Genomic DNA, 22137 nt, shown 5'->3' on the forward strand with positions numbered 1-22137 from the left:
TCATTCCAATATGGGGTAGGCAGTTCTGATTCCATCGGCTTTAGGTACTACAATGGCTGCTCTTGTCGGTATTATATTGCCGTTCGGAGTAGTTACTTGGCCAAGGCCTGAGGGGATGACTATTTTGGTTGGTTCGTTAATTTTCATGTTTCCTATTATTTGGGACGCTTGGTCATTGTTTAGCCATTGTCCTTGATTGTTTCCCGTGCCACGCGCTCGGTCAAGCAGGCGTTGAGTGTTCTTGGGTCCAGCACCATGTTCGCTGAATGTGTGACCAAATTGTTTTACGCTTTTCCAGTTATACTTTTTTATTGAGTCGCAGGTCAATCCCCAAGGGTCGGTCCATAAGTTAGGGTTGGGGGAATATTGATACAGGTTGACCCCGCCCTGTAACCCAATAGGGTCGCTTTGCGTAAATCTTCCTATGGCTGGATCGTAGAGTCTGTACGTGTTGTAGTGCAGCCCTGTCTCTCGATCAAGATACTGCCCTTGATAACGAAGGTTCTGCTCTCGTCTTTGTCGAGGGCTATGCCACTCATCTCGTGCGCTGCCCCAGCCGTGGTAATCACTACTCCAAAGCGTATTGCCTTTTTCATCCGTCAGTTGTTCAGGAAGCCCTGCCAAATTGGTGTGGAAATACCGCACACCCTCGTGCTCAAGATTTCCATCTATCCGCGCCAATGGCTCATAACTGCCCGGGCTGGCGTAAATGTACAAACTGGACAGGCCGCTCTGAATTTCCTGCAGTAAACGTAATCCTAGCCAGTGAAACAGTACCCGTCTCTTCGGTTCAGGACAGTCGCTCCGGTAGACCTCCTTACGAATCCTCCTCCCCAATGGGTCGTAAACAAACACCACGCGTTCACGCTCACCGCAGCGATACTGGTCTACGCAGACTAGCCGTTGTTCGGCGTCATACTCGAAGTACTGCACCCAATGGGCGCCAATGCGCTTTTCGCACAACCGCCCAAACCGGTCGTATCGATAGCGTTTGTCCTGATAGACCAGCACACGGTTGTGTTTGATCAGGCCGTTGAGCTTGGGCCCGTCGAACAGGTTACCGGCCTTGTCATACTTGAAATCCTCGACCTGGGTTGCCTGCCAGTTGGGGCGTGATTGGTGGGTGGTCTGCAGTTGTTCGTTTGGGTCATAGCCGTAACGGTTGCTCCCGGTGTAGCTCTTGCCAGAGTGAGGCGAATGATGAAAGTGGCCAATGATCTGTTCTAGCTGGGCGGTGCCATCAGTAGCAGCGCTACCAATGCCACGACGCTGAGTCTGGGTTAACACCTCAGCAACCAGGTTCTCACTGGCGTCGTAGCGATAGCACTTCTCCAGCAACGGCAGCACTTCTGCAGGGGCATCGCGATAGTGAATGGCCTTGCTGCCCAGCCGACCGCTCTGGTCATAGCGTGTGCGTGTGACCAAGCTTCCTTGGGTACGCAGCACTTCGTCATGTAGCGCGTCACGTTCGAAATCGCTGATGACGTGGCCATTCAAGTTGATCTGGTGAAGGTGCCCGCTGCCGTAGTACAGGTAGTTCAGCGTTCGCTGATCAGGCAGGGTCAACGTCTGCAGGTTGCCGAGTTCGTCATAACGGTACTGCAACAAACCGGCGCTGTTGGTTTCGCTGAGCAACTGTCCGGTCGTATCGTAGGTGTAATCAAGCTGTTGTTTCGCGCCTTGGTTGTCCGTGAAGGCAATGGACAGCAGATTGTCGGCAGCGTCGTAGCTATAGTCCGTGGTGCCATCCTCTGTGTGTTTGCGTGTGAGGCGGCCAACCGCATCACGCTCGAAGTCATGTCGGATCGAGGTTGTTCGTGTCGGTGGGGCGTTATCGGACAGCGGTGGTTGTGCGTAGGAAGAGGGCACATGGGTGATGCTGGTGACTTCATCCAGGACGCTGTATTCATAGAGCCGGCCACTGCCATCCAAATCCTGTTGCGCGACCAGTCGGTCCAGTTTGTCCCAGCCAAATCTGTAGGACTCGTTGTTCTCATTGGTCAGTTGCAGCAGCCGGCCATAGGCGTCGTAGCTGAACTTCACGCTGTAGCCCATGGCATCGGTGCGCTCGATCAAGCGGCCGCTTCGGTCGTAGCGACATTGCAGTTTTTTTTGCGCAGGATCGATGTAACGTGTCAGTTGGCCGGCGATATCAACTTCATAGCGGTCGAGTCGACCATCGGCTGGTCGGGGTCGCCATTGACGTACTGGATGATCACGTCCTGGCCGATGCGCGGGATGGCCATCGAGCCCCAGCTGCCACCTGCCCAGCCTTGTGAAACGCGGACCCAGCAGGAGCTGAATTCGTTGTTTTGGCTTTCGCGGTCCCAGGGGAAGCTGACCTTGACCCGGCCCCACTCATCGCAATAAATCTCTTCTCCCTTCGGGCCGACAACGGTAGCCATGTGCGGGCCGTCGATTCGCGGTTTTGCCAGTGGCGCAGGGCGCCATTCGGTCCGACCGGGAACCAGCACGGCGGTCTGCTCATAGCGCGTACTTGCATCGGAACTGGTGGCCTCTTCCTGCAGGCTGGTGAGTTGGCTGCCTTTATGGGTAACGGTGTTCACCCGCCAATGCTCATTGAGATTGTCACGAGGGTGCCCAGTCAGGGTGAAGCTCAGGCCCGGTTGCAGGCGAACATCGTCACCTTGGACTTCGGCAGTGCGTACATCATGGCGAAGCGCGGTGATGCGGTTTTCGGTGAACGGCTTGCCCACGGCATCGCGTTTATAGCGGCCCGGGTAATCAAAGTATTCGTACTCCTTGGACTGATGCTCCAGGAAGGGCCCTGGGGCTCTGTGTTCCTGGCGGTAGGCTGGGTTGGTAAAGGTGTAGTCGCGCTGAACCTGGCGAGCCGTGCGCACCTGCTCGCTGTAGCGCAAGCGACGAAGGCAGGGTATGGCTTGATCGCCACCGCTGTTGGCGTGGTACAAGACGATGTTGGGGTCTACAGGCTCGTCGTCATCAGAGAACTCCTCGTCTTCATCCTCGGTTTTGATGGCGCCATGGCTGATCAAGCCAAGGGACTGCAGGCGATCGGTGATGATCAGCTTGTGCAGCTTTTCACTGTGCGCGAAGCGGTAGACGAAGCCTTCTTCAGCAGCGATGCGGGCGATGAACGCCAGGTCCGTCTCACCGGCCTGAACGCAGAATTCGCGAACCTGATGGTCCATGCTGGCGCGCAGTTCGTACTGGTTGATGCCCTGGCGCTGGAGCATAAGCTCAAGAATCTGCGGGACCGTCTTCTGCTGGAAAATGCGCCAGTTCGAGCGAAGATTGGCACGGGCCAGCTGGGGCTCGACCAGCGCGTGATAGTAGGTGCGGTAGGAGCCGCTTTCAGCCTGGCTGAAACGGCTGACGAGTCCGTGCACATACCGTACCGGGTGCTCCTTTTCCCAGATGGTGAAGAGCACGGGTTTGTCGAGCAGGTGGCCGAAGTCGATATCGTTTTCGAAGCTGATCAGTTTCAGCTCCAGCTCGAAGGGCGTGCTGATCCCTTCTCGGAGTTCGAACGACACCACTTCGAATTCAGCGTTGCCAAGCAGAGGCTGGAAGCTGTAACGCAAGTCAGATTGGCTAGGCATAAGCAATCCTTGTCCGCCGTCTGAAAATTCGAAAGTCCCTGGCAGGCTTGCCTGCCAGGGATGTTCAGCCGGGTCAGACGATCGGTTTGCGCCAGTCGTCGGAGCCTTCGGTACCTGCGGTTACGTGGGACCATGTAATCTTGCGGTACGCCATTGATACCTCGATCAATTGGGTGAAATCAGCGTTCTCCTTGTTTTGTGCATGGGGCAGAGTGGTATTGATGTCGACAATCGTGGCGTCTTCCAGCTTGGTGGTGAAGAAGTGCTCTTGCTTGCCTTCCACCGAGGTGCGGTACCAGTTGATCTCCACGGTCGGCAGCATTTCACCGCTGGCCAACGCCTGGTACATAAGTGGTGTCGCCTTGTTCAGCGAGCTGGTGAAGATGAACGGCTTGTGCACGCGCTGGCCGGCGGGCTGGCCGCTTTGCGGGTCTGTGGGCACGGTAACTTGGTGCTTGATTTCCTGAACCATGATTTTATCTTCATGGCCTTGCTGGTAAACATTGCCGACGGAGTCAGCGGTGAATGCGCCAGCAGTGATGAGGCCTTGAGTTTGGCCAGTGATTGTGATGTAGGCGGGTGTTGGCATGGCAGTCTCTCCTGCGTCCATGTGGATAAGCACGCGCACTCAGGGTGGCGTGGCCATCGGGAGCGATGGGCTTGTCAACGAAGCAAACGCCTCGCTAATTCGTTGAAATCAGTTGCGCCGTATACCGGCTTGCTACTGCTGCAAAATGCCGTTTAGCGACTCCAGCACCTCGGTGGTAATCAGGTGCAGTCGGTAGCTGTAGATGCCGTAGGCCACCGCCATGACGAGGGCGGAGATAGCCAGCGGGCTCCACCACGGCCATTGCCGGTTCATGCGGAAATTGCGCGGGGCCACGTTGGTATAGGGGTCGCACACTTCTTCCGGCGCGGGGCCGCGAAGTTCGCGGATGATCCCGTGGAGTTGGTGAATGAGGGTGTTGAGCGTTACTTCACCTTTCGGGGCAATGGCGTACTTTCCTTGCAGTCCAAGGCACAGCGCGAAGTACATGAACTCCAGCACGTCCTGATAACGCTGGGGTTCTTGCATCAGGCGGGAGAGCACGGTGAAAAACTTTTCCCCACCCCAGGTTTCATCGTGAAAGATGCTGAGCAGTGGTTCATGGCTCCAGCAACTGTTTTTGCCCCAGGGCCTTTCCATGACGGCTTCATCGATGAAAAGGCAGAGGGCATACGAGTACGCCAGCAACTGGGCAGGTTCATACCCGTGCTGGCGTATCTCTTCGCGGATGTTGTCGACCTGATTGCGCACTTGCTGGTGCACGTCCTTGATGTTGGGTAATGCGTCCAAGGTGCGTAGGCGTATGACCAAGCCGAACAGGGGAGCGGCAGCATCCAGCATCAGGTTTGCGTAGCCACCGCGCAGTTGAAAGTCTGGGTCTGCCGCATACCCTGGCGACTCATCCCTTTCTTTGTTAGCTTCCTGAATCGACGCCACTAAGCGCTGGCTGACATCGTCCTCATTGCTGAAATGCCTTGTCATTTCAGTTCTCCCCTGATCGCCCAGAACTGCAGCTCTAGCCCAGGGAAGTCCCCCGCAATATGAATTCCGAAGCCATTGGCTGTTTTCATGCACGCCCACGCAGGGTCACGTCGGTCCAGCTCGAAATAGCTGAAACCTGCATGGAAGGGCAGGTCGCGAGGTGCTACCGGCAATGGGTTCAAGGGGATACCTGGCAGTTGCAAGGGCACCAGGTCATTGAGGGATTCCAGTGACGTGACCTTGGCTTTCTGCACGAACATCTGCCGCAACACCTGTGGCGGCAAGTTAGCCCGCACGGCGAGAATGAAATCGGCTTCGTCGATTAGCCAGCGATCTTCCAAGGTGGTCGTCATTACGCCGTAATCCAGCGCTTCGATCGGTAGCGATACTGCGCGCGGTTGCAGGACGGTGCTGAGGCAGCGGCGCAGGGTGTCTTCCAACGGCTTGAAGGAGGTACGCAGCGCTGTGTGGTGATACGCGGGGTATTCCTGCGGCAGCCTGCTCTCGTCGGTAAAGGTCACGAACTCGCCACAGGCCTGGCTCATGCACAGGTAGAGCTGCTCAGGGTGCGTCTGCGCCTGCCTGGCCAAGTGCTGAAAGCAGGGCCACCAGCGGTTCATGGCTTGCAGCAGGTTGAAGTCGCGAATGTCGGCGATACCCGACTGGCCAGCGCCGCCAATGCGGGCGGCGAGGTTGCGTGCCCGTTCGCGCAGGGTATTGGTAATTTCTTCAAGAAACCGCTGCAGCGCCGGTACCGCCCGCACCGAAACGCTGGTGGGGTAGAAGGCCTCATCCAGTTGCAGGCTACCGTCGGGGCGCCGCTCCATAATGCGTGCCAGTGCCAGGCGGGTGAAGGCGCTGCTGTCTTCTGCCTTGCGCTTGAGCTGCAGGTTGGGTACGGCAAGGTCGACTTGGACCAGGTCACCGTCGGCGGTGTGGGTATCCTTGATCTCGTGCGCCTGGGCGATGTAGCGGAAGTTGGCAGTATTGTCGGGCCAGCTCACCTCGCGTCCGCCCTCGGTGCGCAGCGGTAGGCACAGGTAAACTTCGCTGTCATTGGCGCCGTCATCGTCTATTTCCAGCGGCGGCGGTGGTGGCAGGTCTGCAGGAATATCGAACACCGTGCCGTCGGGCATGATGCCGCGCGCGCGGGTGATGGCGATCTTGCCCAGGCTCAGGTACTCGTCGCTCAACTGAAGTTCGCTGAAGCCGTAGAAGGCTGCGTTGAGGCTGCCGAGGCGCTGATGCAGGGCCGCTTCGCTCGCCCGGGCCGCCTGTTGGAAATGCTGTGGTTTGACGAACAGGCCTTCAGGCCACAGGACGGGATTACGTGAACTCATGAGCGCTCCGTGTCAGCGTGAGTAAGCGAAAAGGACAAGCGCTGTGGCCGCGCCATCAGTCTTCCTCCTTGAGCAGGATCTGCGTGTCGTTGACCAGCACCGAAAGAATGATCTGGCGCCCACGCGGGGGAATGCGCAGTACTTGCTGCCAGGTGGCGTTCTCCTGGTTTCGGTAATCGCCGATCACCGCAACGAAGCGGGTCTCGGGGTCGATGGGCACGAAGGGGATGAACTTGAACTGGCCGGGGTGCAGCAGGTAATCGTCATCGCGGATGTAGGTGCTGCGCAGGACCTTGGCTGGATCCTCATCCAGCAGTTGATACACGCTGTTGCGCAGCAATGAGTCGTCGCGCAGTTGCAGGATCTTGATGGCGATGGGGGTAGCGACAGGCTCTGTGGTCACGGTTGGGGTGCGCGGTAAGGTCAGCACTACCGTTGGGTCGTCGTAGCTGCCAGGTGTGCTTTCTTCCAGGGAGGAGCGTTGCGGCTCATCTTCGTCGTCTTCGATGATCACGACAGGGGACATCGCTGGAAATTGCTCTTGCAGGAACGCGAACAGGCTTCCGACTTTTTCTGTCAATGCGTGAGGGTCGCCGGCACTCAGGCTGACCGCGTAGGGGCTTGGCTCCAGAGCGTTTTCATGATCGGCCGAAATGTCGAGGCTGTTCGGGTTGCCATTGAGGGTAGGGCTGGCATTGATGCTGAATGCAACCTGGGTCGGATGATCTTTGGGTGACCCAATGGGCAACGAGGGGTCCATGGCCACTTGGCTCACTCTGCTCAGGTAGGTGCAACCTGAAAGCCCGATCAGCGCGGTCAGCAGGGCGGCTGTGAACAGATCGCGCGTCATGGGCGTGCTCCTGCAATCAAGCGTTGCAGTGGGTCTTCTAGTGACGCATTTGTATCTCCCACGGCGTTCAGTGCTAGCAAAGGGTCATTGCCTTTGTGCGTTTCAAAGGCCGAGCAAATCTCGGTGATGGCTTGGGTGGTTGTGCTGCTGCGACCACCGTTGGCGGGCGGATCGGCGATCAGGCGATCAAGTACGCTTGCATCAGGGTTGAGCAGGTCTTCCAGCGAGCGTGCGTTGGCATGCTCTTGCGAGTGCTGAACCAGCAATCGGTAAGCGCCAATACGGAGCTGATCGCCTTCAAGCAGACGCCGGGGCGAAAGTGCCCCGAGGCTGTTGATGCTGTCGTTTAGATAGGTGCGTGCGCAGCGGTCGATCACGCAGAAGCTGTCTTCGATCCAGCGAATCTCGCAGTGGATCGGCGCAACGCTGTGATTTCGATCATTCATCAGCCAACTCGCACCTTCACTGCCGATGGTGCCGCCTTTGCAATCGAACGTGTGTCGAACGATGACGTCAGGCTGTAACTGGTCGAGGTTGGTGATGCTCATCATCAACGTGCTCATGAGCGCCCCCGGAAACGAACGACAGGGCTGATTTCGCCATGTCGGTCATCGATGAAACTGGTCCAACCCAAGTAGGCGCCCTGACTGCGGTGCAGGCAGAACGGTGACAGCGCGTTCTGCTTGAGGCGCAATTCCAAGTCGTAGGCCATGCCGTCCCGCAAGAGGAAATCGATCAATGCGCGTAAACGGCTAAAGTTGACGCCGCTGGGCAGCAACTGGCGCAGTTGCGTTTGATCGAGCTCGCTGATGACGATGGTGAATTTGCTGCTGCGGGTGCGCGAACGGTTACCGACGGTAAACGTACTCCCTAACTGGCCATTGCTACGCCCAAGGCTGACAAGCTGCCTACCTGTGGTAGGCACCGAGCGCGTTTCAAATTCGCGGATTTGCACATGCTTCAGATCGAAGCAATGGCCAATGATGCCGGCGACGGTGCCGGGCGCCCGGCTGCGGCTGGCGATCACGCCAGCAAAGCTGAGCAGCCGGCTCCAGGGCAATGCCGTGTCACCTCGCAGCTGTTTGTCATTCAGCCCGAGCAGGGCAAAGACGTACTGTGAGAATCCATCTTTGGCGCCTGGCTGAAAACGGATGTAGTAGCGGTACTTGCGCCAACCGCGATGCAACAGGCTCAGCAGGTAGTGGTTGAAGAAGTCGAAAAAGGCCGGACGCACACCGATACCCTGCGCATGCTCATAAGCCACCTGCTCCAGGTAATAGGTGGGCAAAGGCGAATCTGTGCCGTGCAATCCCATGAAGGTGGTGCAGACACGGTAGCGTTGCTCCTCATCGGGCATACGCTCGGCTTTGTAGACATCCGAGACCGGAAAGGTCAGCCGCGGGTCGCAGGCCAGCCGCACGCGCAGCCGGGTGGCCTCGTTTGGCCAACGGGGCTCCAGGTCATCTCCGTGCAAGCCATGCAAGCGCTCCAGCAACTGGAAGTAGTTGTAGCGGTGCGCGTCGGCGAGCAGCTTGTCGGCTAGATCAGCGGTTGTTTGCCGGTCTGGATTGGCCATGTGTAGTGCTCGTTGTTGGTGATATTGATCACTTCCAGTTGATGGAAGGAATTGATGCTGGCGTACAGGGCAAAGAAGTGCGCCAGCACACAGCTGAAGAGGTACAAGTCGCCCTCGCAAAGAAAGGCGGCCTGATCCAATTTCAGGCGGCTGCGCAAGCCGCGAATGGGTTGCCCTTTGATCAGCCAATCCATGGGTTCTGTGTGGATCTCGCGGATGCCGTCGAGGCGCTTGCGGGTGGTGCGTGTTTGCTGGATGTCGTGCAGGGCTGCGAAGTCGTAAGCGCGGATGATCTCTTTCAGCGGGTCGGCCGAGAGCAGCGACAGGTAGTTGAGCGACATGTTTGAGATCAAGGCCCACTGCAACTCGCCGTCCAGCACCGGCCGATAGGCACGGGTGGGGGGACGGATGTTGGAGTAGGTCGCCAGAGGCGGCGTAAACTCGGTTACAACGTTGATGTCATCGGCACCCAGCGCCTGTGGCAAATCTCTGTTGGTGCAGGTCAGGTCAATGGACGCCGTTTCCAGCTCGCCGATGTAGTGGCTGGCATCGGCGCGGACGAAAGCGATGCTGTGGGTGACGCCATCGCCACGCAGGGACTCTTCGAGCTGGTAGCGGTAGTACAGGGCCGTGCGCCCTTGAACATGTTCGATTTCATGTGCAAATGAGTCGAAAGGACGAAAGGTCCGTAAGTGCTCACGGGTACTGCCATCGGACGTCGTTCGGGTGCTGATGACCTGATCGACACTGAAAATCTCGTAAGCGTATTGTTCTGTGCCTTTAGGTTTCAGCTGCACATGGGCGGCATTACAGGACAGGTCAATGGGCTCGGCACTGTGCTTGAACAAGTTGACCGCGGGGGTACAGAACAGGTTGAAGTCGCTCTTTCCAACACGCAGCGTTTCCGGCAACGGACGCGAGAACTGGAATTCGATGACTACCTGCGGGCTTTGTTGTGCCGGCCATAGTTTTTGCAGGTCGGTGATGCTGAAGAAATGGAACCGTTGAGGGAAGACGAAGTATTCCTGCAGGATTCGATAGCCATCGAAGACATTCTGCGGATAGGGCAGCAAGGCCTCTTCAGGGCTGAACCCAGGAAATGCGATACAGCTGGCGGGTAGTCGGCGAACCTCGTCATTGATGGTCACGCTGACATGCTTGAGGTATTGCGAGAGCCACAGGTACAGCGTACGCGCAGCGAGATCGTCCCCACTCAGGTGAAAGTCCAGTCGTGTACAGCCCAGGGTATTCAGTGGGCGTTCGACCAACGTTTCGAGGTCGATGCGTACAATCGAGTTGTCCAGTGTCTGTGTGGAGCCCACACTGCATATCGTAAAAGGGTGCACCTTCACTTCCGTGCAAGTGCGATACTCGCAGGCGATACCGTCTACGAGCTTGGAAAAGAGACGCGAGCCTTTTGGGATACTCTGCGATTGACTCAGCGACTGCTTGCGTGGCGTGAATTGGATAATCGTCGCGCTTGGCAGCGGCCGCAGGTAGTTCGGCCACAGCAACTGCAGCATGGGGTGCGTCAGTTCCGGCAGGTCATCCTCCAGCTTGAGCCGCAGCTTGGCCGTCAGGAACGCAAAGCCTTCCATCAGTCGCTCGACATCGGGGTCGCTACCACTGCTTCCAAGAAACCGGGCAAGCTGTGGATTGTCCTTGGCGAAGTCATTTCCCAGCTCGCGCAAGTAGCGCAGCTCTTCGCTGAATCGGTCCTTCAATGACATGGGTCACCTTACTCGGGTGTGGCGGTTGTGCCCGTTGACCAACAACTCCAATTGCAACTGTTCCGCTTGGTTGTTGACCTGCACATGGCAGTCCAGCCTGAAATGCAACTCGAGCGGAGCGTGACAATCGGGCACTGCCTTAAGTGCACGTACCTTGATTCGTGGCTCAAAGCGCTGAAGGGTGCGGCGGATATCCGCACTCACTTGTGCGAGCAAGTCGCCGCTGCTTACGTCATGCCCGTTGAAGTCGCGCAGGCCCAGCTCAGGGCTGCTCTGGGAGCACCCCTGGCGAGCGTTGAGCAGGGTTTCGAGGTGGCGTTTGATGGCGGCGAATTTTTGGGGCGCACTCTCCTGCCGGGATGTTTGCCGGCAGATGGACTGATCCGCCATCAAGCGATCAAAGAAACCGGTCATTGCGTGTCGAGCCGCCCAACCAGCGAGATCTCGAAGTTCGCACCCATGTATTTGAAATGCGGGCGAACGGAGAGCGAGACCTGGTACCAGCCTGGATCGCCGGCAACGTCAGAGACCTCAACTCTGGCAGCACGCAGCGGGCGACGGCTGCGAACATCGGCCGAGGGGTTTTCCTGGTCGGCGACGTATTGCTTGATCCATTTGTTGAGCTCGGATTCAAGGTCGCGTCGCTCCTTCCAGCTGCCGATCTGTTCGCGCTGTAGCACTTTGATGTAGTGAGCCAGGCGGTTGACGATGAACAGATAGGGCAACTGGGTGCCGAGCTTGTAGTTGGTCTGAGCTTGCAAGCCTTCGGGGGTCTTAGGGAAGTTCTTAGGTTTCTGCACTGAATTGGCAGAGAAGAACGCCGCGTTGTCGCTGTCCTTGCGCATGGTCAGGGTGATGAAGCCCTCTTCAGCCAACTCGAACTCCTTGCGGTCGGAGATCAGCACTTCGGTAGGGATCTTGGCCTGCAGTTGGCCCAGCGATTCGTACAGATGAACCGGCAGGTCTTCGACGGCTCCCCCCGATTGCGGGCCGATGATGTTCGGGCACCAGCGGTAGCGGGCAAAGCTTTCGTTGATGCAACTGGCCAACAGGAAGGCAGAGTTGCCCCACAGGTAGTTATCATGCCGACCGTTGATATTCTCATCGTAGTTGAAGCTTCTGCACGGCTGGTCCTGATGATGGTAAGCGGAGCGAAGCATGAAGCGTGGTCCGGTCAGGGCGGCGTGGCGAGCATCCTCGCTTTCACGGAAAGCCCGCCATTTGGCATGACGGGGGCCGGCAAAGATGTCCTTGATCTCCTTGAGGTTGGGCAAGTCTTCGAAGGTGCTCAGGTTGAAGAATTCAGGGGCCGGTGCGGCCAGGAAGGGCGCGTGGGACATGGCGCCGACAGAGGCCATGTAACTCAAGAGCTTGATATCGGGGGAAGAAGGCCCGAAGTTGTAGTTGCCGACCATCGCAGCAACCGGCTCACCCCCGAACTGTCCATAACCTGCTGTATAAACATGTTTGTAAAGTCCGCTGCAGGTGATGTCGGCGGCATTCTCGAAGTCATCGAGCAATTCTTCCTTGCTGACATGCAACACTTCAAGCTTGATGTTCTCGCGGAAGTCCGTTCGTTCGACAAGAAGTTTGAGGCTACGCCAGGCCGACTCAAGTTGCTGGAACTCAGGTTGGTGCAGAATGGCATCCATCTGCCTGCCGAGCACCCGATCCAGTTCCGCAATCATTTGATCGACACGGTGCTTGTTGATGAGTTGATCTGGATCATTGCTCTTGAGGATCTCGGCAATAAAGGCAGATACACCTTGCCTGGCGACTTGATAGCCCTCTTGAGCCGGCACCAGTTTGGTTTCCGCCATGATCTGATCCAGCAGCGTGGCCTTGCTCAATGTCTCGGTAGTTGTGTCGACGGCGACAGGGGTGCTGTTCTGCTTTGGCATGGGGACGCTCCGTGGTCTCAATCTTCTTTTGGCGCCTCAAGCACCAGGTCCAGTTCTTCGGCGAGCTGCTTGCGGGCCTGCTCGTTGTTCAACAGGTGCTGCAGCTGCTTGCGAAATGTCGGCACGTTGCCGAGTGGGCCTTTAAGGGCGACCAGCGCTTCACGCAGCTCCAGTAGCTTGTTCAGCTCCGGTACCTGTTGGGCGATCTGGTCTGGCCCGAAATCATTGATGGACTTGAACTGCAGGTTGACGGCGAGTTCGGCGTCTGGAGTTGCGCTGAGCAGTGAAGGCACGGACATGTCCAAGCTCACATCAGCGTCATGCAACACGTTGTTGAAACTGTGTTTATCGATGCGCATGACCGGGCGGTCTTCCAGTGCGCGGCTGTCCTCCAAACCGAAATCTCCCAGTACCAACATCTTGTGTGGCAGCTCTATTTCGGCCTGCTCATCGCCGGTGGCAGGGACGTACTTGATGTTGATGCGCTCTTTTGGCGCAACGGAGCCAATGTTCTTAGACATCAATCCATAACTCCATGGTGTGGATTTGGTGTTGCGTAGTAGGGTTTTTTACTGCGTGTTTAAACGTTGTGGTTGTTCTGGTTTATGAGTTGTGGGAAATTTCCTACATATCGCCGATTGAGAGGGTTAGTTCCCTATCGCTATAAAAACCATGCATGTGGCAAGGACTTTTGGTCGAGTTAAAAAATGTAAGTAAATATTTATTTGTGTGCAGTTGATTGTGTGTACTAGGCTCGTGGCGAAACACTTCTTGGTGGTGTGGGTGTGGCGAGGAGTTAATGGAATATTGTTGTAGGAAAATTTACTTATTGACGCATATGAGTGTTCGTGTTGTTTGGCAAAGAGTGAGTATTCAATGATTATTCGCTGCGCATATGGCGCTGGTGTTTGGCTACTGTTTTGCTTGCAGCCAGCATTGGCCAGTCATGCCCAGAACTGTCCTGGGATCGTGTCTAACATCGAGCGTCTGGCGTGTTTCGATCAGGCGGCAGGAACACCTGCGCATACGACCCAAAAGCCATGGTCCGCCCCGGAGCACGAGGCGCCCAGTGTGTTGCGCGTGATGGCCAACGAGGCCGCACGCAGGGCGGATGACCTGACGTTTCGCAGCGGGGAACGAAGCGAGGGCAGTGACGTTACTGAACTGGTCATTTCCGCACCCGCCATTGCATCCGGTGACCAACGTTCTTACCTGGTCATCAGCTGCATCCAGAACATCTCCCGGCTCCAGTTGATCACCCATAAACACATCGATACGGGCTGGGTCACGGTACGCCTGAAAGGGGACGGCGGTTCTACGAATGAGACCTCCTGGAAGGTGATGGAGAACGGGCAGGTACTCGACGCAGGACGAGGCCTCCCTGCCATCGAGCAGATCAAAAAGTTGATTGGGGCCCATCGGATAGAAGTGACGAGCAATCACAGCGAGGTCGATGGGCTGACGTTCGATGCCCAAGGTCTAGACCCGCTGATCAGTCAGGCGCGGAGCACATGCCGGTGGTAGTGCGGGTATCAGGGGATGAAGTCAGTCGGCTGCTCATGCCGATTGAGCCAGCGGTTCCGGCCGGGCTGTTCGACATTGAGGATGAAACCTACCAGGCCATTGACCAGGAGATGGTCAAACTGGGTGGTTTGCAGGCGTCTTCAATCGACTGGACCTACATCGAAGAGGCGTCCCGGCAGTATTTGGGCCAGCAGTGCAAGCACCTGCGGATCGTCGCGCACTTGAGTGTCGCGTGGCTGCGTAGCGGCTGCTGGGAGCGTTGGGGGTTCACCCTGGCGTTATTAGCCGGCATGGTCGAATCCTACTGGGAGTCTTCTCATCCCAAGCCAGGGCCCAAGGGTTTCCTTGGCAAGCGTAAGCTGGTTGGCCTGGTCCTCAATCGCTTGACTGATGCGTTGCCGCGCCTTGACCGCTTCACCTATACCCCGACTCATGCAACTGCAGCACAGCATGCTTTAACACGCTTGCAACAGCAGCAGGCCGTTGCGCAACTGGACGCGGCCGTCATCCATGAACTTGAGCGCCTTCTGCGCAAGTATGCAGAACTTGGCGCGGGTGTCAGCGCAGTCGCAGCGCCCCAGGCGCCTGCCGCAAACATCAAGCCTGTGCCTTTGGCCGATGTCATGGCCGCACCCATCCCCCGTGTATCCATTGGCAATGAGCGCGAGACACGGCGAGCGGTGTTGAGCATGGCCGAGTTCATCAACCAACAGGATCCCTATGACCCTACCGGCTACCAACTACGTCGCTTTGGCTTGTGGGCGCACATTCAAACGGCGCCTCAAGCGAGGCAAGGCAACCGCACGGAGTTGATGGCGGTGCCGGTGGATATTTCCGGAAGCTATGACGATGCCATCGCCGGAACGGCAATTGACCCCGCGTTACTCCAGCGTATCGAAAAAAGTGTCGCTGCCTGCCCTTACTGGATTCGAGGCAGTTTTTTAGCCGCAAACGTTGCCACGCGGCTGGCGATGGGCGAGGTCGCGGAGGCTATTCGCTGCGCGACTGCGCGTTTTGTGCAGCGCATGCCAGCACTGCAGCAGTTGTGCTTCAGCGACGGCACAGGGTTCATCGATGACGCCTGCATGGCCTGGCTCAAGGGGGCGCAAGGGCAGGGCGATCATGGAGCATCCACCGCTGAGTTCAGCAGCCTGCGCGAAGAACTGGTGAGTCAGCTGGACACGGCAGGTGTAGAGCCAGTCCTCCTCCGCTTGCAAAGCCTGCAAGCGGAGCTCCGTACGCCGCGTGAGCGCTGCCACACCACAATAATTGCCGCCGACTTGTTGGCCGCACGCGGCGTGTCCTGGTTAGCCCAGGACCTGTGCGCCGGTGTTGCCCAGACGATGCAGCGAACGACCGCCGATGCCTGGGAGCCCGAGGTATTCCAGCGGCTCCAGCAGTACGCCACCTCTCCAGCGTTAGCTGATCAGAACAAGGTTTAGGAGCCCTCATGAACCCACTATGGAAACAACTCAAACGATGGGGCATACCGTTGATTTCGCGCATCGGCCTGGCGATGCCGCTGTTGCTTGGGCTCGGTGCTGTACTGATGTTGATCGCCATTTGGTGGCTCGGCCCGCAATGGACCTGGCGAGAGCACCAACCCCTCGCCAGCGTGGCGCACCGCGCTGTGGCCAGTCTGGTGCTCGTACTGATGCCACTGCTGTGCTGGCTTATTGTGTTGCGCACGCGCTTTCACCGCCTGCAAGCGGAGCACAAGGATGCAGTGGCCGCCGAACTGGATCGTGTGTTGCCGTTGGTTCGCACACAAGAGAAGGCGTTGAACCAGGCGCTTTCGCGTTACCTCGACAACGCGGGTGGGCGAAGGGCGCTGTACCGATTGCCATGGTATCTGGTGCTGGGTGACGAACAGGCTGGCAAAACCAGCTTCATTGATCGCACTGACCAAAGCTTTTCCTTGACCCGCATCGACAAGGCCCAGGCACGTGGCCGACAAGCGCAACCTCTCGCATATCCGGTCGGCTGGTGGGTCAGTGATGACGCGGTAATCATCGACCCGCCCGGTGCTTTCATCAGCCAAGCGTCTTCGGCTGGCGCGGTGTCCGGGAACGCCAATGAGTCTGAACCTTCCATACCTCCCGGAACCCAGGCCAGGTTATGGCACCACCTGCTGAGTTGGTTGCTGCGCAATCGCAGCCAGCGGGCACTCAATGGCCTGTTGCTGGTTATTGATCTGCCTGCGCTGTTGCAGGGTACGCCCGAGCAACGTGTCGCACTGGCTCATGTATTGCGTACACGGCTGTATGAAGTCAGCAGTCAGCTGGGTTCGCGCCTGCCCTTGTATGTGGTGTTATCCAAGTTCGATCTGCTCGATGGCTTTGACGCGCTCTACAGCAAGCTCTCAGCGGCTAAGCGAGAGAACCTGCTGGGCTTTACGTTCAAGCTGGATGCAGTCGATTCGTTCGACGCTTGGTTGGAGGAGTACAGCGACTTCTATGATCGCTTGATCAGGCTGTTGTTCGAGCAGGTCGTGGACCAGATTGATGGGCTGGGCAGCGCACCGCATCGATCGCGCTTGTTCTCGCTGCATGCCCAGTTGGTTGGATTGCGCCCGATTTTACTGGGCTTCTTGCGTGAGACCTTGGCAAGTGATCGTTTCACCACGCCTACCCTGGTGCGTGGGGTGTATTGGTCGTCGGTCGAGCAGCAAGGCGACATGCTCAATGCATTCGTGCGTGAGGCGGCGCAGCCATTCAAAACCAAGCCCCCACTGCGCGAAGGCAAGCCGCACGGCAAAGCGTTGGTCTACTTCATCCAGCAGGCTTTCGGTCGTGTCATCTACCAGGAAGCCGGGCTTGCTGGAGATAACGTCAGAGTGGCGCGTAGCAAGCGGCGATTGCTCTGGGTGGGCTCTGGTGTAGGTGTGCTTGCTTTGTGTGTTGCCATTGCCAGTTGGCAGCGCTACTTCGATGTCAATGGTGCCAAAGCAGCCAGCGTGCTTGCGAAAAGTCGAGAATTCAGCAACTACGAAGTGGACCAACGCCTGGACCCGACAGGGCGTAACCTGCTGCAACCACTGGATCAAATCCGTGATGCAGTATCGGTATTCGGTGACTATCGCGCCGCCTGGCCGGGTGTGGCTGATTTCGGCCTGTATCAAGGGCGCGCCATCGGGCCTCGGGTCGACGAAGCTTACTTGAGCCTGCTCTCCAGGCGTTTCTTGCCGGCGTTGGCCAGCGGCGTGATTGATGCCATGAATGCGGCACCGCCCGGCAGTGAACAGCAGATGGCCTCGCTTAGGGTTTACCGCATGATCGAGGACCGCCAGAGTCGCCGGCCCGAGTGGGTCGAAGACTGGATGGCCCAGCAGTGGCAACAGGCCTTCCCAGGGCAGGGACAATTGCAGCGCGACCTCATGCAGCATCTGAAGTACGCCCTGGCCTATGCCGATACCGACCTGCCGCAATACAAGCAGCGGGTCAGCGAAGTGCAGCAGATATTACGTAAAGTGCCTATGCCACAGCGCGTGTACGCAAGCCTCAAGCAGCAGGCCCAAGAACAGCTGCACGCCGGCTTGGACCTGCGTCACCAGGTAGGGCCAGCCTTCGATATCGTTTACACATCTTCTTCCGGGTCGAAGCTGGGCGATGATGGCGTCCTGCTTGCACCCATGCTGACGGCCAAAGGGTTTAGGGACTATTTTGAGCCTCGTAGCCAGCGGTTCGCCGAGATGGCGATGATCGATCAGTGGGCATTGGGTGAGCGCGCTCAACTCGACTATTCGGACGTCGACCGCAATGCATTGAGCGAGCGCGTACGTAACCTCTACAGCGCGGACTACATCGACAGCTGGCGACGTGCCTTGAATGCCTTTTCAGTCGCTGACTTCAGTGATCTAGACCATGGTGTCGATATTCTGGAGCAACTGACCGGTCCTGCGGCGCCGCTGCACAGATTGCTGGAAACAGTGAAAGACAATACTTCGCTGTCTTCTTCGGTGGCTATCGAGGTGCCCGACGAGACAACTGGTCTGCGGCCTACCAACAGCAAGCCCGAGCAGCTACAAGCCGTGGCCATCCAGCGTGCGTTCGCTGGCCTGAATACCATGCTGCAGGCAACGGGAGAAAAGCCGAGCTACTACGATGAAACGGTCGCTGCCATTGCCGCTGTTCATGAGTACGCCAAGGCCGTGCAAGACAGCCCTGAGCGCGGCAAGGCCGCGTTGCACGCCGTGCTTCAACGTTTCTCCATGACCGGGCACGATCCGATTGGCACGTTGCAGCGGGTCGCTACCGGTTTGCCGGAACCGATCAATCAACAGGTCAAGAAAGTTGCGGACCAGACAGCGCGAGTGCTGAACGTTGAAGCGCTCCGTGAGCTGGAACGACGTTGGGATGCTGAGGTGTACAGCTTCTTCCAGCAGCGCTTGGCAGGGCGTTACCCCTTCGTGGTGCGAGCGCCCGATGCTTCTTTGGATGACTTCGAGGCGTTCTTCGGGCCGAAAGGGCGCCTGCAGCAGTTTCATGACCAATACCTCAAAGTCTTCCTCAAGGACAATCTCGAAGCCTTGCAGGCCAGTCGACAGGGGCAGTCCTTAATCCGCAGCGATGTGATCGAGCAGTTGGAACTGGCGGATCGCATTCGCGAAACCTTCTTCGATCAGCGCGGCAACCTGAGCGTGCAGTTCAGTATCGAGCCCTTGGGACTGAGTGCGAACCAGCGCACCAGCTTGCTGGATCTGGATGGCCAGCTGATTTCCTACACGCATGGGCCCACCCAGATTGTCGGCGTTGTCTGGCCCAATACGTTGGGGCAGCAAGTGCGCAGCAACCTCACCTTACTCCGGCAGAACGGCAATAGCAGTAGTTTGGAGTATCGCGGCCCTTGGTCGATGTTCCGCCTGCTCAGCCGAGGGTCGCTTAATGGCCGTACAGCCACCAGTGTGGACTTGAGCTTTAGAGCGGGAGACGGCGTGATGCGTTATCGGCTAAACGCCGAAAAAGCATTCAACCCCATTACCCAGCAGCCCTTCAAAGGTTTCACGTTACCGCGAGGTTTGCTTGAGCAGCCAGCGTCAAGGGGGGGAGTGGCCGAAGTACCTACGGTCCTGTAGTGCTAGCCCACGCTTTACGGAGCGAGAGGCAATTCGACAATAAGAACTAAAAAGGAATTGATCTTGGACATATTGATGGGTGTCGTAGCAGCCCTGTGCTGGGGCGCTACAGACTTTCTGGTCGGCCTGAACGCAAGGCTCTTTGGTGTCCAGCGCTCGGTATTCCTTGGGCAACTGCTGGGCCTGATTCTACTCAGTACCCTGCTGTTGGTTCTCGGCCGGCAAATCGACCTTCTGTATGAAGTGAAATGGCAGTTGCTGCTGACCTGTATCGCAGCCGCACTCCTGACTGTAATGGGGGCGGTCGCTCTCTCGCGAGCGTTTGCGCAAGGAAAGACTGCCGTGGTCGCGCCACTGGTCACCTCCTATGGCATGTTTACAACGTTGCTGGCCTGGATGGGTGGTGAACACATCACTGCCATACAGTGGGTGGGATTGCTGATATGCGCCAGCGGTGTTGCGATAGTGGGGCGCGGCTCTGGTAATAATGACCGCAGGCAATACAGGTCGGCGGGGACGGCGAACGTTTTTGCGTTGGTTGCTGCCGCGTTGTACGGGACCAGCTTCTGGGTTCAAGGCCAATACACGTTGCCTGCTATCGGCCCGGTCAATATGCTTTGGATCAGCTATCTGGTGGGAGTGGTGTTTCTGTCGCCCATCATGTTCAAACTCAAACCTGCGGATTCACCGAGCCTAAAAGGCTATTGTGCGCTCTGTTGCGCAAGCCTGTTTAACTTGGCGGGTTTTACGGCGTTTTCGTACGGTGCGTTGACTGGGGCTGTAGCTATCGTCACTGTGATAAGTACGATGTCGGGCGGGATAGCGGCCATTCTGGGTTATCTGTTCTACAAAGACAGGTTAACGCTGATGCAGATTGCAGGCGTCTGTCTCGTTTTACTGGGCGCGGTGGTGCTGCACTTCGTAGCCTGAGTTAGCGCGAGCCAATGAATGTGAATGTCGTAGCGTCATCAAGCCCAAAAGCCAAACAGCACCAACGCCGCCACACCCAGCCCAACCGCAATCGAACACCCACCCAACGACAGTGCCGCCCGGCCTTGCCGGTACCAACCGTCATGGCCCAGCTGCCGTGCTGGGGCGAGCAGGCTGCGCCAGCGCAGCTCCGTATCGTGAAACGCTTGCAAGTTAGCCTGGTCCGCATCCAGCCAACGGCGAAAGTCGATTCGCTCGCAGGCCGTCACCTGGGGGCTTTGCAACCGCACATACCATTGCCCGGCAACACTCGCCAACACATCGCGGCGGGAGCGGCCTGCTTGCAGTGCCTGGTCCATATGCCGCTCGATGCTTGCCAAGGGCAGATCAAGCCGGGCAGCAATGCTGGCAAAGTCCAGTTGGTCGAGGCGGTTGAGCAGGAACACTTGCTGGACACGCCGAGGCAGCCGTTTCAAGCCGTGCAACAGTTCATTGTCGCCATCGTGCTCTGTAGTAGGGGATTCGTGCTCAAGGGGCAGCAGCAGACGGGTCATGGACAGCTCCTTGCTCAAAGGGGAGGGATGGGGGCATCTTCCTTGATGCGTAATCAGCGTAGTAGAAACGAGATTGATTCTCAAGTACTGATTCCGCAAAGTTTTGTAATGAGCGTTCACGGTCTGACACACTTTTGCTATCATGCCGGCCATTCACGATCTTCATTAGCCTGAAGAGCCAAAAAAAAGACCCGGCAAAAAGCCGGGTCAAAAACCGTGATTAGCCTGATGAGGAGATAATCTGAGAGCGACCTAAGCTCCAGGTTATCCAGCAGATCTCGCGATCAGCTGAGTGCAATAATAATCGTTATCATTTGCCAGTCAAATGATATTTCGCTAATTCGGTAAAAAAGTTTTACCGATGCGCTTCCTTGTCCCGGCAATCGGGGCCATTGCCGTTACCCGGCCGTCACGTCTCTCCCTTCCTTTTTTACCTACAGACCCGTCTGCACGGTGCGTTTGTGCTCCAGCAGTGCGCGTGCCATGTCCATCATGTGCATCAAGGCGAAGGTCAGCTCGCGCTGCGTGCCATGCTGGTGCACGGCGGTTTCTTGTGCGGTGGCGGCGGCGCAGCGGAGCAGGGCGATGGCGTGCTCCTGGGCTTGGTCACCGGTTACGCCTTCGTGCAGGGTCCAGATTTTGTTCTCGATGGTGGGGCGTGGTGGGTTGGGGTTGAGGTAGTAGTCGAGGGCGCGGCGGGCCGCTTCGCTGTCGAGATCTGTTTCTTCGTTTTTCGGTGGTTTCATCCTGATACCTGCAAATGCCAATAGGGAAAAGGTTCAGGTCGATACTAATACCTTAAGTATTTTCATGCTTTCTGATAAATAATACAGGATGTTTATTGAGCGCTTGAAGGCAGTCCGTATCGTGCCAGCGATGAATATGGATAAATGGATTGCCCTCGTCCGTGACCGGATGGAGGAGCTTGGGCTCACCCAAGAACAGCTTGCTGAACGCGTTGGCGTGTCTCAAGGCAGCGTGGGGCATTGGGTGAACAAACGGCGCCAGCCGAAGATCGAGTCGATGAACCGCACGTTCGTCGAGATTGGCATGCCCCACTACAACGTCAGCTTGCAACTGCGCATTGTGGGCCAGGTAGGCGAGGACCGCGGCAGCTATGACATGGATGACACCGACGATGACCTGGACCTCATGCAATACATCGTGTGCTTCCGCTACCCGGTGCTGGGTTGGGATGAGCTAGAGGGGGCAGAGGCGAGCGTATTCGAGCAGACGGATTACCTGGCCAAGGGCAAGGCGTTCTGGCTGACCGTTGAGAATGAAGCGATGAGCGCCGCCAGTGGCCGCAGTGTGCCGCAGGGGATGCGGATGCTGGTAGACCCTGGGGTGGAGGTTGAGCCGGGGCGTTTGGTTATCGCTCGGCAGCCGGGCAAACCGGCGATTTTCCGTGAGCTGGCTGAGGAAGGTGGGCAGCGGTATCTGAAGGCATTGAACAGCAATTACCCAACGCTGTTGTGCGAAGAGGGCTGTGAGTTTTTGGGGGTGGTTGTGCGGGTGCATGGCAGCTTCTAGCGTACTGGGGCTG

At 57.5% G+C, this 22137-nt stretch carries 18 protein-coding genes and 1 pseudogene; 5 read left to right on the plus strand and 14 right to left on the minus strand.

Annotation, left to right across the window (positions count from 1 at the left end; genetic code table 11):
• From OO306_RS05885 to tssB, 12 genes and pseudogenes are all read right to left on the minus strand, one after another.
• Entirely contained in the window at positions 1 to 2292 is a 2292-nt protein-coding gene (locus OO306_RS05885) for an RHS repeat-associated core domain-containing protein (protein ID WP_265968041.1), read from the minus strand.
• Positions 2175 to 3584, minus strand: a pseudogene (locus OO306_RS05890) (type VI secretion system Vgr family protein); the annotation flags it as partial. The gene OO306_RS05885 and the pseudogene OO306_RS05890, both read right to left, overlap by 118 nt.
• 73 nt (positions 3585 to 3657) lie before the next feature.
• The gene (locus OO306_RS05895) at positions 3658 to 4173 is read right to left on the minus strand and encodes an Hcp family type VI secretion system effector (protein ID WP_265968019.1); all 516 of its coding nucleotides are present in this window, start codon (positions 4171 to 4173) and stop codon (positions 3658 to 3660) included.
• A 132-nt stretch (positions 4174 to 4305) separates the two neighbouring features.
• Positions 4306 to 5112: a type IVB secretion system protein IcmH/DotU gene (gene icmH, locus OO306_RS05900; RefSeq protein ID WP_265968020.1), complete on the minus strand. Its 807-nt coding sequence runs from the start codon at positions 5110 to 5112 to the stop codon at positions 4306 to 4308.
• Complete coding sequence (gene tssK, locus OO306_RS05905; RefSeq protein ID WP_265968021.1) at positions 5109 to 6452, minus strand: type VI secretion system baseplate subunit TssK; 1344 nt, start codon at positions 6450 to 6452, stop codon at positions 5109 to 5111. The genes icmH and tssK overlap by 4 nt, the downstream gene beginning before the upstream one ends.
• A gap of 55 nt (positions 6453 to 6507) precedes the next feature.
• Positions 6508 to 7302 (minus strand): type VI secretion system lipoprotein TssJ, encoded by a 795-nt coding sequence (tssJ, locus tag OO306_RS05910; RefSeq protein ID WP_265968022.1) that lies wholly within the window; start codon positions 7300 to 7302, stop codon positions 6508 to 6510.
• Complete coding sequence (locus OO306_RS05915; RefSeq protein WP_265968023.1) at positions 7299 to 7865, minus strand: FHA domain-containing protein; 567 nt, start codon at positions 7863 to 7865, stop codon at positions 7299 to 7301. Before OO306_RS05915 ends, tssJ begins: the two co-directional genes overlap by 4 nt.
• Positions 7862 to 8878 (minus strand): type VI secretion system baseplate subunit TssG, encoded by a 1017-nt coding sequence (gene tssG, locus OO306_RS05920; protein ID WP_265968025.1) that lies wholly within the window; start codon positions 8876 to 8878, stop codon positions 7862 to 7864. Before tssG ends, OO306_RS05915 begins: the two co-directional genes overlap by 4 nt.
• Positions 8842 to 10608, minus strand: coding sequence for a type VI secretion system baseplate subunit TssF (gene tssF, locus OO306_RS05925; protein ID WP_265968026.1), 1767 nt, complete (start codon positions 10606 to 10608; stop codon positions 8842 to 8844). The genes tssG and tssF overlap by 37 nt, the downstream gene beginning before the upstream one ends.
• A gap of 3 nt (positions 10609 to 10611) precedes the next feature.
• Positions 10612 to 11022: a type VI secretion system baseplate subunit TssE gene (gene tssE, locus OO306_RS05930; RefSeq protein WP_265968027.1), complete on the minus strand. Its 411-nt coding sequence runs from the start codon at positions 11020 to 11022 to the stop codon at positions 10612 to 10614.
• Positions 11019 to 12509, minus strand: coding sequence for a type VI secretion system contractile sheath large subunit (gene tssC, locus OO306_RS05935; protein WP_265968028.1), 1491 nt, complete (start codon positions 12507 to 12509; stop codon positions 11019 to 11021). Before tssC ends, tssE begins: the two co-directional genes overlap by 4 nt.
• 17 nt (positions 12510 to 12526) lie before the next feature.
• On the minus strand, positions 12527 to 13030 hold the full coding sequence (gene tssB, locus OO306_RS05940) for a type VI secretion system contractile sheath small subunit (protein ID WP_265968030.1): 504 nt from the start codon (positions 13028 to 13030) through the stop codon (positions 12527 to 12529).
• Between the two features lie 448 nt (positions 13031 to 13478).
• Between tssB and vasI the strand changes: the two genes are divergently transcribed.
• The 4 genes from vasI to OO306_RS05960 all read left to right on the plus strand — a co-directional run bounded on the left by vasI (position 13479) and on the right by OO306_RS05960 (position 20037).
• Complete coding sequence (gene vasI / locus OO306_RS05945; RefSeq protein ID WP_265968031.1) at positions 13479 to 14033, plus strand: type VI secretion system-associated protein VasI; 555 nt, start codon at positions 13479 to 13481, stop codon at positions 14031 to 14033.
• Positions 14021 to 15475: a type VI secretion system protein TssA gene (gene tssA / locus OO306_RS05950; protein ID WP_265968032.1), complete on the plus strand. Its 1455-nt coding sequence runs from the start codon at positions 14021 to 14023 to the stop codon at positions 15473 to 15475. The genes vasI and tssA overlap by 13 nt, the downstream gene beginning before the upstream one ends.
• An 8-nt stretch (positions 15476 to 15483) precedes the next feature.
• Positions 15484 to 19107 carry a type VI secretion system membrane subunit TssM gene (gene tssM, locus OO306_RS05955; RefSeq protein WP_265968033.1) on the plus strand — a complete coding sequence of 1208 codons (3624 nt, stop codon included), beginning with the start codon at positions 15484 to 15486 and terminating at the stop codon, positions 19105 to 19107.
• A 63-nt stretch (positions 19108 to 19170) separates the two neighbouring features.
• On the plus strand, positions 19171 to 20037 hold the full coding sequence (locus tag OO306_RS05960; RefSeq protein WP_265968034.1) for a DMT family transporter: 867 nt from the start codon (positions 19171 to 19173) through the stop codon (positions 20035 to 20037).
• A 38-nt stretch (positions 20038 to 20075) separates the two neighbouring features.
• On the opposite strand, the gene OO306_RS05965 is transcribed toward OO306_RS05960, so the two are convergent.
• Together OO306_RS05965 and OO306_RS05970 are read right to left on the minus strand one after the other, a co-directional pair.
• Positions 20076 to 20591, minus strand: coding sequence for a DUF4880 domain-containing protein (locus OO306_RS05965; protein ID WP_265968035.1), 516 nt, complete (start codon positions 20589 to 20591; stop codon positions 20076 to 20078).
• Positions 20592 to 21025: 434 nt separating this feature from the next.
• Positions 21026 to 21337: a hypothetical protein gene (locus OO306_RS05970; protein WP_027592789.1), complete on the minus strand. Its 312-nt coding sequence runs from the start codon at positions 21335 to 21337 to the stop codon at positions 21026 to 21028.
• 88 nt (positions 21338 to 21425) lie between these two features.
• Between OO306_RS05970 and OO306_RS05975 the strand changes: the two genes are divergently transcribed.
• The gene (locus OO306_RS05975; RefSeq protein ID WP_265968036.1) at positions 21426 to 22124 is read left to right on the plus strand and encodes a LexA family transcriptional regulator; all 699 of its coding nucleotides are present in this window, start codon (positions 21426 to 21428) and stop codon (positions 22122 to 22124) included.
• The last annotated feature ends 13 nt before the right edge of the window (positions 22125 to 22137 follow it).

It is taken from the genome of Pseudomonas sp. DCB_AW (assembly GCF_026240895.1).
Classification (GTDB): Bacteria; Pseudomonadota; Gammaproteobacteria; order Pseudomonadales; family Pseudomonadaceae; genus Aquipseudomonas; species Aquipseudomonas kermanshahensis.